The sequence below is a fragment of the Crossiella sp. CA198 genome, assembly GCF_052078295.1.
Taxonomy (GTDB): domain Bacteria; phylum Actinomycetota; class Actinomycetes; order Mycobacteriales; family Pseudonocardiaceae; genus Crossiella.
In genome coordinates this window covers 77,754-90,428 of sequence record NZ_JBQJIM010000024.1, presented here as the reverse complement: position 1 = coordinate 90,428, position 12,675 = coordinate 77,754, and the positions used below count along the sequence as shown (strand labels likewise).

Sequence of the window (12,675 nt, the reverse complement as noted above, 5' to 3'; positions counted from 1 at the left end):
TCCGTAGAGTCTGGGCCAGGATCTGGGGGAGTGTGTCATGTCGACGCCTACCACTGAATTTCTCACCCTGATGGGGCCGGAGCCGTTCGCGCTGCTCACACAGGCGCGGGAACTCGCGCCGGTGGTCCCGATCAAGTTCCCGGACGGGCTGACCCGGCATCTCATCACCCGGTACGCCGACGTCCGCCGGGTGCTCGGCGATCCGCGCTTCAGCAACGATCTGACCGACACGGTCAGTCAGCTCCAGGGACCGACCGCGATCGTGCTGCAGAAGTTCCAGGAGCTGCTGGGCTCCTCGATGCTCAACGTGGACCCGCCCGACCACACCCGGCTGCGCAGGCTGGTGGTGCGGGCCTTCAGCGCCAAGCGGGTGGACTCGCTACGGCCGCGGATCACCGAGCTGGCCGAGGGGCTGCTGGACGAGGTGGCAGGCCAGTCCGAGATCGACCTGGTCGCCGCCTTCGCCTTCCCGCTGCCGGTGCTGGTGATCTGCGAGCTGCTCGGGGTGCCCGCGCAGGACCGGGCGCACTTCGGCGCGCTGTCCCACCAGATGCTGGCCTACCTGGACTCCGAGCAGGTCATCCGGGAGGCCGCGGCGGCGGTGGACGGGCTGGTCGCCTACATGGCCGGGCTGATCGAGGCCAAGCGGGTGGCCCCGGCCGACGACCTGATCAGCGATCTGATCGCGATCAGCGAGGACGGCGACCGGCTCTCCGCCGAGGAGCTGGTGGCCATGGGGGTGCTGCTGCTCAACGCCGGGCACGAGACCACGGTCAACCTGATCGGCAACGGCGCCGTGCTGCTGCTCCAGCGGCCGGACGTGCTGGAGCGGCTGCGGGAGCGGCCTGAGCTGGTGCCGGCGGCGGTGGAGGAGTTCCTGCGGCTGGACGGGCCGGTGCACCCAGGGCTGATCCGGGTGGCCACCGAGGATTCCGAGATCGGCGGCGTGCCGGTGCCGGCGGGTTCGCTGCTGTTGCTGTCCACCAGCGGGGCGAACCGGGATCCGCGGCAGTTCGCCGACCCGGACCGGATCGACCTGGATCGCCCGGCGAACGCGCACCTGGCGCTGGGACACGGCATCCACTTCTGTGTTGGCGCGCGGCTGGCCCGGCTGGAGGGCGAGATCGCCTTCAGCACGCTGTTGCGCCGTTTTCCCAAGCTGGAGCTGGCGGTGCCCGCCGCCGAGTTGCTCCGGCGACCTGGCGCGCTGCTGCGGGGCTACGCGTCGCTGCCGTTGCGGGTCGGCGACTGAGGGGGAGCGCGGGCCGGTCCGCCAACCTGGGGACCGGCCCGCCTACTCCTGGCTCAGAGGCCCTTCACCCAGGCGTGCGCGCAACCGGGTGAGCACACCCGGCCGTCGCCGTTGGCCACGGAGTGCGGCTTGAGCTTCTTCCCGCACACCATGCAGTTGTCTCGTGGTCCGGTCTCGGTGAGCTTCTGCGGGATCAACGCCTTCGCCCGCGCGGTCACGTTGCTCTTGACCTTGGTCGTGACCTCGTCCTTCTTCTCGGCCAACTTCGTTCGGAACCAACTGCGATGCACGGCAGGACCTCCCCGTCACAGGATCTGCTCGTCGGCGGACGACGGGACCCGTACGGCGTTGGACGAGCCCCGCGCCGAGTGATCTTCCGGGCTGTTCGGCCGTCCGGGGTAGACCTGTGCGCGGGAAACACCGGTCCGCGCGGGGCGAACCACCCGCGTGGGGTTACCGAACGCGCTGCTGGCTGCGCTGCGTGAAGGACCGCCGGTACTCGCCGGGCGGTAGACCATAGGCGTTCTTGAACACCTTGCTGAAGTGCGCGGCGTCCCGGAACCCCCACGCCGCCGCCAGCACCGCCACCGGGCGGCCCGCCTGGGTGACATCGCGCAGATCGCTGCGGCAGCGCTCCAGCCGCCGGGCCCGCACGTAGGCGGCCAGTGATTCGGGCCGGTCCTGGAACAACTTGTGCAGGTATCTGGTGGAGACGTGGTGCGCGGCCGCGATCGACTCCGGATCCAGGTCCGGATCGTGCAGCTGGGTCTCCACGAAGGAGAGCACCCGTAACAGCAGCGCCCGCCGGGCCGAGTCCGGCTCGATGGACCGTGGCGCCAGGTGCTCGCCGAGCAGCACGCCGAGCAGATCGAGCAGGTTGTCGGTGAGCCGCACGCCTGCCGCGCCGTCGGTTTCGTCCATTGTGGACACCACATGCCGCAGCAGCTGGGCGACCACCTCGCCGAGTCCGGCCGAGGTGGGCAGCCGCAACGCGCGCAGCCGGTCGTACTCGTCCAGCCCGGCCAGCAGTCTGCGCGGGTACTGCAGCACCAGCAGCCGCACCTGCTCGGGCATCACCATCTCGTAGGGCCGGGAGCCGTCGTAGAGCACCAGGTCGCCCGGCCCCAGCTCGGTCCGCCGCCCGTCCTGGCTCAGCACGCAGTTGCCCTGTGCCACCAAGGTGGTCTTGCACAGCTCGGTGCCGGTCTCCCCGCCGCGCCGGGCCCGTCGGATGATGTGCGGGCTGGCGGTGATCTCGTTCACCTGCACCGCGCCGAAGCGCTGGCCACGCAGGCGGGCCCGGAAATCGCCCGGCCGCGCGTCGGTGATCTCGATCGGCATCGCCGCCCGTTCGCCCGCGTCCCGCCAGAAGTCAAGGCGGTCGCGCTCGGTGACGGTGCTGGTGTGCACGAGCACGGGCATGGGCGGGCCTCCTCCTCTATCCGACCAGTGAACCGGGTCAGTGCGTGCGTTGCCAACCAGTGTGCGTGCGCGGACGGACAATCGTTGCTCCATTCGGTGATCAAGACTGCCGGTGCGAAGCGAGGAAACGGGGGCCGCTCATGCGCATGACCGGCGGACAGGCCCTGGTCGCGCAGCTGCTCGCCGAGGGCGTCCGCGATCTGGCCGGGGTGCCGCACGACCTGCTGGGCCCGGCCACCGAGGCGATCGCGCGCACCGGCGGCGCACTGCGTCTCTACGCCGCGCGGCACGAGCAGGCCGCGGCCCGGATGGCCGACGGTTACGCCAGGGCGTCAGGGCGGATCGGGGTCTGCCTGGTCGGGCCGGGCGCCGGCGTGCTGGACGCGTTGTCCGGGCTGGCCACCGCGCACAGCCGGTCCACCCCGGTGCTGCTGCTGGCCGGTCAGGCGCCCTCGCACCTGCTCGGCGCCGGACTCGGGCTGCCGCACGAACTGCCCGACCAGTCCGGCGTGCTGGCCGCGCTGACCACACACTGCGCGCTGGCCAGGCGGCCGGAGCAGGTGCCTGCCATGGTGCGCACCGCGGTCCGCGCGCTGCGCTCGGGCCGGCCGCGCCCGGTGGCGCTGGAACTGCCGCCGGACGTGCTGGCCGCCGAGGCCGACATCCGGTTGCTGGACCCCGGCCTGGACGCCGCCTGCCCGGTGCGCCCGGACCAGGGCGAGATCGAGGCCGCCGCGAAGTTGCTGCGCGGCGCACGCAAACCCGTGCTGTACGCGGGCTGGGGCGTGCAGGCCGCCGACGCGGACGCCGAACTGCTCGCGCTGGCCGAATCCCTGGGCGCGCCGGTGGTCACCAGCCTCGGCGGTCCCGGCGCGATTCCCGGCGATCACCCGCTGGCCTTCCCCCACCTGGCGGGCAGGCAGTTGCTGCGAGCGGCCGATGTGGTGCTGGCCGTCGGCGCCCGGTTCCTGGAGTCCACCGGCGAGCCCAACCGGATCGGCGCGCACACCAGGCTGGTGCTGCTCAACGCCGACGAGCACGATCTGGGCGGCCCGCGCGAGCCGGATGTGACCGTGCACGCCGACGCCCGGCTGGGCCTGGCCGCGCTGACCGAGGCGGTCGGCCAGGTGCGTGGCCGCGGCTGGCCGATGTCCACATTGGACCGGATCTGGGCGTGGACCGCGCGCGAGCTGACCGCCTGCGGTCCGCAGCTCGGCTGGGTTTCCGCGCTGCGCAAGGCGATCCCCGCCGACGGCGTGCTGGTCGACGAGGTCGGTCCGATCGGCTGTGTGGTCCCTTCGGCCTACCCGGTATTGGAACCGCGAACCTTCCTGGCCGCCGGGCAGGACGGCGGGCTGGGTGGCGCGTTCGCCACCGCGCTGGGCGCCAAGCTGGCACAACCGGACCGGCCGGTGGTGGCGCTGCTCGGCGACGGGGTCTCGGCCTGGAACCCGCAGGAGCTGGCCACCGCCAAGCGTTATCGGATCGGTGTGATCACGGTGGTGTTCAACGAGAACCCGGCAGGCGTGGACTTCCTTGGCCTGGCCAAGGCTTTCGGCGTGCGCGGCTTCCGCGCGAGCGATCCGGACTCGCTCTGCGCCGCGGTGGCCCAGGCGATCAACCTGGCCGAACCCGCGCTGGTGGAGGTGCCCACCGGGCCCATGCCCAGCCCAGCACATCTGGTGCGCGAGCGGAGATCCCCGCGGCCGGCGGTCTCAGTCCGCAGAGGGCCATTCGGGTGATCACCAGGCCCGTTCGGCCCAGAGCGCGACCATACACAATGGACAGAACGGCTGACCAATGTGGACAGCGGAGGAAAGCCGTGGCACCGTTGAACATGTGTCAGAACTGAACGCGACTGCCGCGGCTCTCCTCGGCCTGCTGCACGACGGTCCCAAGACCGGCGGCCAGCTCGTTGCTGCCGCAACGGAACGCTTCGGTGCGTTCTTCAGCGTCACGCGCAGCCAGGTCTACCGGGAACTGCCCGCGCTGGCCGATGCCGGCCTGCTGAAGCTAGGCAAGCAGGGGCCGCGCTCCAGCCAGCAGTACCTCATCACGGCCGCGGGCAAGAAGGCCTTCAAGGCCTGGCTTGCCACCGAGCCGGGACCCGACCACCTGCGCAGCCCGCTGATCCTGCGGCTGATGCACGCAGGCTCGTTGCCGGCCAAGCAGCGCCAGACGCTGGTCGACTCCGCCAAGCAGGCCTACAACGGCCAGCTGGACGAGGCCCGCAACTCGGCCAAGGCCGCCCAGGACCCCTACGCCAAGGCCGCCGCGGACTTCGCCGTGGCGCACACCCGGGCAGTCATCAAGCTGCTCGACGCCATCCCCGTCACCTGAGCGGCGGCTTCCCAGTACGCTCTAGGGCTGTGAACCCCGACGTCGCAGCCGACCTCAAGGACCTCTCCGCCACGCTGGCCAGTGTTGAGGCGGTGATGGGCCTCGACAAGTTGCGTGCCGAGGTTGCCGATCTCGAGGAGCAGGTCGCCCAGCCGGACCTGTGGAACGACCACGAACGGGCCCAGCAGGTCACCAGCCGGCTCTCCCACAAGAAGGGGGAGCTGCGCCGGGTGACCGACCTGCGCTCGCGCCTGGATGACCTCGGCGTGCTCTACGAGCTGGCCGAGGAGGAGGAGGACGAGTCCTCGGTCGCCGAGGCGAACAAGGAACTCGCCCTCCTGCGGGAGTCGATCGCCTCGCTGGAGGTCCGCACGCTGCTCTCCGGTGAGTACGACTCCCGGGAGGCGCTGGTCTCCGTGCGCGCCGAGGCCGGTGGCGTGGACGCCGCCGACTTCGCCGAGATGCTCATGCGGATGTACCTGCGCTGGGCCGAGCGGCACGGTTACCCCACCGACGTGTTCGATGTCTCACACGCCGAAGAGGCCGGCATCAAGTCGGCCACCTTCCGGGTCTCCTCGCCCTTCGCCTACGGCACCCTCTCGGTCGAGCAGGGCACCCACCGGCTGGTGCGCATCTCGCCCTTCGACAACCAGGGCCGCCGCCAGACCTCCTTCGCCGCGGTCGAGGTGGTGCCGGTGGTCGAGCAGTCCGACCACGTCGAGATCGACGAGAAGGACCTGCGCATCGACGTCTACCGCTCCTCCGGCCCCGGTGGCCAGGGCGTGAACACCACCGACTCGGCGGTGCGCATCACGCACCTGCCGACCGGCATCGTGGTCTCCTGCCAGAACGAGCGCAGCCAGCTGCAGAACAAGGCCACCGCCATGGGCGTGCTCCAGGCCAAGCTGCTGGAGCGCCGCCGCCAGGAGGAGAAGGCCAAGATGGACGCGCTCAAGGCCGACGGCGGCGGTTCCTGGGGCAACCAGATGCGCTCCTACGTGCTGCACCCGTACCAGATGGTCAAGGATCTGCGCACCGAGCACGAGGTGGGCAATCCCTCAGCGGTGCTCGACGGGGACATCGACGGCTTCCTGGAGGCAGGCATCCGCTGGCGCCGGACCAGCGAGTAAGCCGACCAAACAGGACCAAACAGACCTACCGTTCACCCCATGTAACCGACCGAATACCCACTTGCGGGCTTGCGTCGCACAGCACTCACACGTCGCATGAGTAGACTCCGGCGTCGTGATTCGGCTCGAACACGTGTCCAAGTCCTACAAGACCTCGACCCGTCCCGCGCTCGACGATGTGTCGGTGCATGTGGACAAGGGCGAGTTCGTCTTCCTCATCGGTCCGTCCGGCTCCGGCAAGTCGACGTTCCTGCGTTTGCTGCTGCGGGAGGAGACGCCGAGCAAGGGCACCGTGCACGTGGCCGACTACAACGTCGGCAAGCTGTCACGGCGCCGTGTGCCCCGGCTTCGCCAGCGCATCGGCTGCGTGTTCCAGGACTTCCGGTTGCTGGTCAACAAGACCGTCGCGGAGAACGTGGCGTTCGCGCTGGAGGTGATCGGCAAGCCCCGGCACACCATCCGCAAGGTGGTGCCCGAGGTGCTGGAACTGGTCGGTCTGGACGGCAAGGCGGACCGGCTGCCCAACGAGTTGTCCGGTGGTGAGCAGCAGCGGGTGGCGATCGCGCGAGCGTTCGTGAACCGGCCGCTGCTGCTGCTGGCCGACGAACCGACGGGCAACCTGGACCCCGACACCAGCCAGGACATCATGTTGCTCCTGGAACGGATCAACCGCACCGGCACCACCGTGCTGATGGCGACGCACGACCACTCGATCGTCGACGCCATGCGCCGCCGGGTGGTGGAGCTGCACCTCGGCAAGGTCATCCGTGACGACGCCCGAGGGGTGTACGGCGTCGGCCGCTAGGTCCGACCCCCGACTCCTGCCCGACTACCCAAGGAACGCCGAAGCCCGATGCGCGCCAGTTTTGTGTTCAGCGAAGTCATCACCGGCCTGCGCCGGAATATCACGATGACGATCGCGATGATCCTGACGACGGCGATCTCCCTCGGCCTGCTCGGTGGTGGCCTGCTGATCGTGCGGCTCATCGACAAGGTGCAGAACCAGTACTACGACAAGCTCCAGGTCGGCGTGACCCTGTCCGGCGATCTCAGCGCCAACGACAAGGAATGCGCCCAGGACATCTGTTCCGCGCTGCGGAAGAGCCTGTCCGAGAGCCCGCTCGTGGACACCGTCACCTACGAAAGCCGGGACAAGGCCTTCGCGCGGTTCAAGGAGATCTACGCGACCAACCGCGACCTGGTGGAGATCGTCCGCCCGGAATCGCTGCCCGCCTCGTTCCGGGTCAAGCTCAAGGACCCGACCCGGTTCGACGCGCTGGCCAAGGAGTACAAGGACAAACCAGGCGTAGCCAAGATCAATGACCAGCGGGCGCTGATCGACCAGCTGTTCGCCTTCTTCGACGGCCTGCGCAACGGCGTGTTCTTCATCGCGCTGTTGCAGGCGCTGGCCGCGCTGTTGCTGATCTCCAACACCATCCAGGTGTCCGCGTTCACCAGACGCACCGAGGTCGGCATCATGCGCCTGGTCGGCGCGACCCGGTGGTACACCCAGCTGCCCTTCCTCATCGAGGCCGTGGTGGCCGGTGTGATCGGCTCGATCCTGGCGGTCACCGGGTTGTCCATCCTCAAGGCCACCGTGGTGGACCCGATGATGGCCGAGCCGGTGAAGAACGCGGTGCTGCCGCCGATCGGCATGGGTGACGTGCTCTACGTCTCGCCCTGGCTGTTCCTGGTCGGTGTGGTGATCTCCGCGGTCACCGGCTACGTGACGCTGCGGCTGTACGTGCGGCAGTAAAATGGGTTTTCTCCGTACGTAAGGTCGTCTCATGCCCAAAGAAGTTGGTCGCAAGGTGATCGCGTCGAACCGCAAGGCTCGGCACGACTACGCGATCGTGGACACCTATGAGGCCGGCGTGGTGCTGGTCGGCACGGAGGTCAAAAGCCTCCGTCTCGGCCGCGCCTCGCTGGTCGACGCCTTCGCCACCGTGGACGACGGCGAGGTGTGGCTCCGGAACCTGCACATCCCGGAGTACTTCCAGGGCACCTGGACCAACCACACCCCTCGGCGCAACCGCAAGCTGCTGCTGCACCGCAGGGAGATCGAGCGCCTGATCGGCAAGCTCAAGGAGAGCGGGCTGAGCCTGGTGCCGCTGTCGATGTACTTCAACGACGGCAAGGTCAAGATCGAACTGGCCCTCGCTCGCGGTAAGAAGGCCTACGACAAGCGGCACGACCTGGCCAAGCGGGACGCCCAGCGCGAGGTGGCCAAGGTCGCGGGCCGGATCCGCAAGGGCAAGTGGTGACCGGGCCGGGCGGCGACGGGCAGATCCGCGACTGGGTACGCGGGCTCGGGCTGCCCGGACTGGTCGACCTGCACGTGCATTTCATGCCGGAGCGGGTGCTGGCCAAGGTGTGGGCCTACTTCGACGCGGCCGCGCAGCACTACGGCACGCCATGGCCGGTGACCTACCGGGTGGACGAGCAGGCCAGGGTGGAGCTGCTGCGCGGATTCGGCGTGATCGGGTTCGCGCCGCTGGTCTACCCGCACAAGCCCGGCATGGCCGACTGGCTCAACGAGTGGTCGGCCGGGTTCGCCGAGCAGGTGCCGGAGGCGGTGCGCACCGGCACCTTCTACCCCGAGCCGGGCGCGGCGGACTACCTGGCGCGGGCGCTGTCGCAGGGCGTGCGCTGCCTCAAGGCGCATGTGCAGGTGGGCGATTACGACCCGGCGGATCCGTTGCTGGACAAGGTGTGGGGCCTGATCGCCGAATCCGGCGTGCCGGTGGTGATCCACTGTGGACACGGGCCGCTGCCCGGCCGGTTCACCGGGCTGGAGGTCTTCGAGCAGGTGCTGCGCAGGCATCCTCGGCTGACCGCGGTGCTCGCGCACGCCGGCCTGCCGGACTACTCGGGCGCGCTGGACCTGGTGGCCCGCTACCCGAGGGTGCACCTGGACACCACCATGGTCGGGGTGCCCTTCACCGTGGAAGGCGCGCCGCTGCCCGCGGACTGGAACGCGCGACTGGCCGAGTTCGGCGACCGGATCGCGCTCGGGACCGACTTCCCGAATATTCCGTACGAGTACAGCGAGCAACTGCGGGCCATCGCGGGCTGGGCCGAGGACCTGGGGCCGGACTTCCTGCGGGCGGTCCTGCACGACACCCCGGCCAAGCTGCTCGGCCGCTGACCGGCCCGCGCTGACTCAGCCCGCCAGCACCGCCACGCCGAGCCGGCCGCCGTCCACGTCCAGCACGGTGCCGTGCGCGAAGGCCGCGTCCGCGCTGGCCAGGTAGACCGCGGCCTGGGCGATCGCCTCCGGCCTGCCGATCGCGCCGTAGGGCGTGCCCTTCATCATCGCCGCGGCCGGGTGGCCCTCGGTGTCGGCGTGCACCACGCCCGGCGAGATCGCGTTCACCCGCACCCCGGCCGGGCCGAACTCGGCGGACCAGGCCCGGGTGAGGGTCTCCAGCGCGCCCTTGGAGGCCGCGTAGGCCGCGCCGATCGGGATGCCGAGGCGAGCTACCCAGGAACCCAGGTTGATGATCACACCGCCGCCCTGGGCGGCCATGGCGGGCGCGATGGCGGCGGTGAGGAAGAACGGCGCCTTCACGTTGACCCCGAAGACCTGATCGAAGGCGGCCTCGTCGGTGCCGGTGGTGGTGCGGCCGCCGATCGCGCCGGAGTTGTTGACCAGGATGTCGATCCGGCCGCCCAGCGCCTCGGTGGCCTGCGCGGCGAACTCGCGCGCGGCCTGTGGCGAGCCGCTGAGGTCCGCGGCCAGGAAATCGGCCCGGCCGCCCGCGGCCTGGATCTCGGCGACCACGGCCGCGCCGCGGCCGGGATCGCGGCCGGTGACGAGCACCTGCGCGCCCTCGGCGGCGTAGGCCAGCGCGATGGCGCGGCCGAGATTGCTGGTGGAACCGGTGACCAGGGCGGTCTTGTTCGCCAAACGCATGGCGGATCCTTCCGAACGGAGTGGACCGTACGGTCCAGAAGCTAGCACAGAAGTGGACCGCACGGTCCAGAGCGCGTAGGGTAGGGCACATGACCTCGGCAAACCTCACCGCGCGAGGTGCGGCCACGCGGTCCCGGATAGTCGAGGCGGCGGCGGACCTGCTGCTCGCGCACGGCGTCGGCGGCACCAGCCTGGACGACATCCGGGAGCGCACCGGCACCAGTAAGAGCCAGCTCTTCCACTACTTCCCCGGCGGCAAGTCCGAGCTGGTCGGCGCCATCGCGGGCTTCCAGAGCGGGCGGTTCGTCGAGGCCCAGCGGCCCTGGCTGGATCGCCTGGACACCTGGGCGGACTGGGACGGCTGGCGGGACGCGGTGCTCGCGCACTACGCAGGGCAACCGCACTTCGGCTGCCCGATCGGCGCGGTGGCCGCCGAGGTCGCGGGCAATGACGAGAAGCTCGCGGCCGAACTGCACGGGCACATGGAGCGGTGGCGGGGTTACCTGCTGGCCGGGCTGGTCCGGATGCGGGACAACGGGCTGCTGCGGGCCGAGGCCGACCCGGAACAGCTGTCGCTGGTGCTGCTCGCGGCCCTGCAGGGCGGCAAGCTGCTCAGTCAGAGCATGCGCTCGCACGCCCCGCTGGCGGCCGCGCTGGACGGGGCCCTCGCCGCGCTGCGCAGCTGGTCAGTGGTGGCCTAGGTAGGTCAGCACGGCCCGCACCCTGCGGTGTTCGTCCGGGGTGGGCTCCAGCGCGAGCTTGGCGAAGATGTTGCCGATGTGCTTCTCCACCGCGCCGTCGGAGACCTGCAGTGATTTGGCGATGGCCAGGTTGGAGTTGCCCTCGGCCATCAGCGTCAGCACCTCCCGCTCGCGCGGGGTGAGCTGTTCCAGGGGATCGCGGCGGCGGCCGAGCAGCTGGGCGATGACCTCCGGGTCGATGCTGGTGCCGCCACCGGCCACCCGGCGGACCGCGTCCACGAACTCGGCCACATCGGCCACCCGCTCCTTGAGCAGGTAGCCGACACCGGCCGCGCCGCCGCCGATCAGCTCCACCGCGTAGCGCTCCTCCACGTACTGGGAGAGCACCAGCACCGGGAACCCGGGATGGCGTTCGCGCACCGCCAGCGCGGCCCGCAGGCCCTCGTCGGTGAAGGTCGGCGGCATCCGCACGTCCACCACGGCCAGGTCCGGCTGGTGCTCGGTGACCAGGTCCAGCAGGTTTGCGCCGTCGGCGGTGGTGGCCACCGTCCGGATGCCCTCATCGGCCAGCAGCCGCTCGATGCCCGCGCGCAGCAGCACCGAGTCCTCCGCGATCACCACGTGCACGGCAACTCCGCCCGGATCTTCGTCGGCCCGCCCTCGGGGCTGTCCACGGTCAGCACACCGTCGATGGTGGCAGCCCGGTCGGCCAGCCCGGCCAGCCCACCACCCGGAGCCGCGGTGGCGCCGCCCCGGCCGTCGTCGTAGATCTCCACCAGCACCCGGTCGCCGTGCCGCTGCACGGTCACCGCGACCGTGACCGCCTTGGCGTGCTTGGCCACATTGGTCAGCGCCTCGGCCACGATGTAGTAGGCGGTGCTCTCCACCACCGTCGGCGGCCGCTGCGGCAGCTCCACCGAGACGTGCACCGGCACCGGGCAGCGGCCGGCCAGCGCGGACAGCGCCGCGTCCAGGCCGCGGTCGCCGAGCACCGCCGGGTAGATGCCGCGGGCCAGGTCACGCAGTTCCGCGATGGCCTGCTTGGCCTCACTGTGCGCGCCGTCGATGAGCACCCTGGCCGCCGCCGGATCGGAGTCCAGCTTGGCCTTGGCCCGCCCGAGTTCCATCGCCACCGAGACCAGCCGCTGCTGCGCCCCGTCGTGCAGGTCCCGCTCGATCCGCCTGCGCTCGGCCTCGGCCGCGTCCACCCCGCGGGCCCGGCTGGCCCGCAGCTCGGTCGCCTCGGTGGCCAGCGCCCGCACCGAACTCGGCCGCAGCAGACCGGCGGCCAGCTGGGCGTACATCCAGCCCAGCCCGCGCAGCCCGGCCACGCAGGGCACTGCCAGGAGCAGTCCGATCGGCACCGCCAGCAGCGCTTCACCGAGAGTGTCGATGCTCCAGTCGATGCCCAGGTTGACCTGGATGCCGCCGGGCACCGTCCAGTACCAGAACGGCGCGCCCAGGAAGGACAGCGGCAGCGTCACCAGCAGCAGCCCGAACACGAAGCCGAACAGTCGCACCGGGAACAACGCCACCAGGAAGGCCAGATCCCGCCAGCTGGCCGGATCGGTGATCATCCCCTTGAGCTTGCCCAGCGGCCCGCCTGCCGGCAGCGGCCGGTAGGGGTGCGAGACCTCGTGGCCCATCACGATGCCCAGCCACAGGCGTTCCAGGCCGGCCGCGCCACGGGCGATGAACAGCGTGATGAAGAAGAGGAACACGCCCACCCAGATGATCGCGGTGCCCGCGCTGACCGAGAGCAGCGTCACGAACAGCACGAACCAGAACAGGCTCAGCGGGAACCCGGACAGCAGGTAGAGCGCCGAGCGGGCAGCGCTGCTCAGGCTGCCGCCGATCCGGCTCGGGGCGGTGGTCTCCGTCATGGCGCAAGCCTGCTGCATCACCCCCGCTGAC

Annotated in this window: 14 protein-coding genes; 9 read left to right on the top strand and 5 right to left on the bottom strand. The window is 70.5% G+C overall.

Annotated features, from left to right (window positions below; translation table 11 throughout):
* Positions 1 to 37 precede the first annotated feature (37 nt).
* Positions 38 to 1,252, top strand: coding sequence for a cytochrome P450 family protein (locus ACTOWY_RS33860; protein WP_441313670.1), 1,215 nt, complete (start codon positions 38 to 40; stop codon positions 1,250 to 1,252).
* A 53-nt stretch (positions 1,253 to 1,305) separates the two neighbouring features.
* On the opposite strand, the gene ACTOWY_RS33855 is transcribed toward ACTOWY_RS33860, so the two are convergent.
* Positions 1,306 to 1,542: a hypothetical protein gene (locus ACTOWY_RS33855; RefSeq protein ID WP_185009849.1), complete on the bottom strand. Its 237-nt coding sequence runs from the start codon at positions 1,540 to 1,542 to the stop codon at positions 1,306 to 1,308.
* A gap of 163 nt (positions 1,543 to 1,705) precedes the next feature.
* Positions 1,706 to 2,674: a helix-turn-helix domain-containing protein gene (locus ACTOWY_RS33850; RefSeq protein ID WP_441313669.1), complete on the bottom strand. Its 969-nt coding sequence runs from the start codon at positions 2,672 to 2,674 to the stop codon at positions 1,706 to 1,708.
* A gap of 146 nt (positions 2,675 to 2,820) precedes the next feature.
* Here ACTOWY_RS33850 and ACTOWY_RS33845 point away from each other — a divergent pair, with 146 nt between their 5' ends.
* From ACTOWY_RS33845 to ACTOWY_RS33815, 7 genes are all read left to right on the top strand, one after another.
* Positions 2,821 to 4,416, top strand: a complete 1,596-nt coding sequence (locus ACTOWY_RS33845) for a thiamine pyrophosphate-binding protein (protein ID WP_441313668.1) — start codon at positions 2,821 to 2,823, stop codon at positions 4,414 to 4,416.
* Between the two features lie 97 nt (positions 4,417 to 4,513).
* Entirely contained in the window at positions 4,514 to 5,014 is a 501-nt protein-coding gene (locus ACTOWY_RS33840; protein WP_441313667.1) for a PadR family transcriptional regulator, read from the top strand.
* Positions 5,015 to 5,043: 29 nt separating this feature from the next.
* The gene (gene prfB, locus ACTOWY_RS33835; RefSeq protein ID WP_441313666.1) at positions 5,044 to 6,144 is read left to right on the top strand and encodes a peptide chain release factor 2; all 1,101 of its coding nucleotides are present in this window, start codon (positions 5,044 to 5,046) and stop codon (positions 6,142 to 6,144) included.
* A gap of 115 nt (positions 6,145 to 6,259) precedes the next feature.
* Complete coding sequence (gene ftsE / locus ACTOWY_RS33830) at positions 6,260 to 6,949, top strand: cell division ATP-binding protein FtsE (RefSeq protein ID WP_185009839.1); 690 nt, start codon at positions 6,260 to 6,262, stop codon at positions 6,947 to 6,949.
* 48 nt (positions 6,950 to 6,997) lie between these two features.
* Positions 6,998 to 7,900: a permease-like cell division protein FtsX gene (gene ftsX / locus ACTOWY_RS33825; protein ID WP_247756011.1), complete on the top strand. Its 903-nt coding sequence runs from the start codon at positions 6,998 to 7,000 to the stop codon at positions 7,898 to 7,900.
* 31 nt (positions 7,901 to 7,931) lie between these two features.
* The gene (gene smpB, locus ACTOWY_RS33820) at positions 7,932 to 8,408 is read left to right on the top strand and encodes an SsrA-binding protein SmpB (protein ID WP_441313665.1); all 477 of its coding nucleotides are present in this window, start codon (positions 7,932 to 7,934) and stop codon (positions 8,406 to 8,408) included.
* Positions 8,405 to 9,292, top strand: a complete 888-nt coding sequence (locus ACTOWY_RS33815) for an amidohydrolase family protein (protein ID WP_441313664.1) — start codon at positions 8,405 to 8,407, stop codon at positions 9,290 to 9,292. The genes smpB and ACTOWY_RS33815 overlap by 4 nt, the downstream gene beginning before the upstream one ends.
* A 15-nt stretch (positions 9,293 to 9,307) precedes the next feature.
* Here ACTOWY_RS33815 and ACTOWY_RS33810 read toward each other — a convergent pair whose 3' ends face one another.
* Positions 9,308 to 10,060, bottom strand: coding sequence for an SDR family NAD(P)-dependent oxidoreductase (locus ACTOWY_RS33810; protein WP_441313663.1), 753 nt, complete (start codon positions 10,058 to 10,060; stop codon positions 9,308 to 9,310).
* An 89-nt stretch (positions 10,061 to 10,149) separates the two neighbouring features.
* Between ACTOWY_RS33810 and ACTOWY_RS33805 the strand changes: the two genes are divergently transcribed.
* Positions 10,150 to 10,761 carry a TetR/AcrR family transcriptional regulator gene (locus ACTOWY_RS33805; protein WP_441313662.1) on the top strand — a complete coding sequence of 204 codons (612 nt, stop codon included), beginning with the start codon at positions 10,150 to 10,152 and terminating at the stop codon, positions 10,759 to 10,761.
* Here the strand turns inward: ACTOWY_RS33805 and ACTOWY_RS33800 are convergent.
* Entirely contained in the window at positions 10,747 to 11,388 is a 642-nt protein-coding gene (locus tag ACTOWY_RS33800) for a response regulator transcription factor (protein ID WP_247756019.1), read from the bottom strand. The two genes, ACTOWY_RS33805 and ACTOWY_RS33800, sit on opposite strands and share 15 nt — an antisense overlap.
* Entirely contained in the window at positions 11,376 to 12,644 is a 1,269-nt protein-coding gene (locus ACTOWY_RS33795; RefSeq protein ID WP_441313661.1) for a sensor histidine kinase, read from the bottom strand. Before ACTOWY_RS33795 ends, ACTOWY_RS33800 begins: the two co-directional genes overlap by 13 nt.
* Between the last annotated feature and the right edge of the window lie 31 nt (positions 12,645 to 12,675).

Excerpts from the sequence above, each read along its gene's own strand:
- ACTOWY_RS33860 (WP_441313670.1), top strand. The coding sequence starts at position 38 with ATGTCGACGCCTACCACTGAATTTCTCACCCTGATGGGGCCGGAGCCG.
- ACTOWY_RS33850 (WP_441313669.1), bottom strand. The coding sequence starts at position 2,674 with ATGCCCGTGCTCGTGCACACCAGCACCGTCACCGAGCGCGACCGCCTT.
- ACTOWY_RS33845 (WP_441313668.1), top strand. The coding sequence starts at position 2,821 with ATGACCGGCGGACAGGCCCTGGTCGCGCAGCTGCTCGCCGAGGGCGTC.
- ftsX (WP_247756011.1), top strand. The coding sequence starts at position 6,998 with ATGCGCGCCAGTTTTGTGTTCAGCGAAGTCATCACCGGCCTGCGCCGG.
- smpB (WP_441313665.1), top strand. The coding sequence starts at position 7,932 with ATGCCCAAAGAAGTTGGTCGCAAGGTGATCGCGTCGAACCGCAAGGCT.
- ACTOWY_RS33810 (WP_441313663.1), bottom strand. The coding sequence starts at position 10,060 with ATGCGTTTGGCGAACAAGACCGCCCTGGTCACCGGTTCCACCAGCAAT.
- ACTOWY_RS33805 (WP_441313662.1), top strand. The coding sequence starts at position 10,150 with ATGACCTCGGCAAACCTCACCGCGCGAGGTGCGGCCACGCGGTCCCGG.
- ACTOWY_RS33795 (WP_441313661.1), bottom strand. The coding sequence starts at position 12,644 with ATGACGGAGACCACCGCCCCGAGCCGGATCGGCGGCAGCCTGAGCAGC.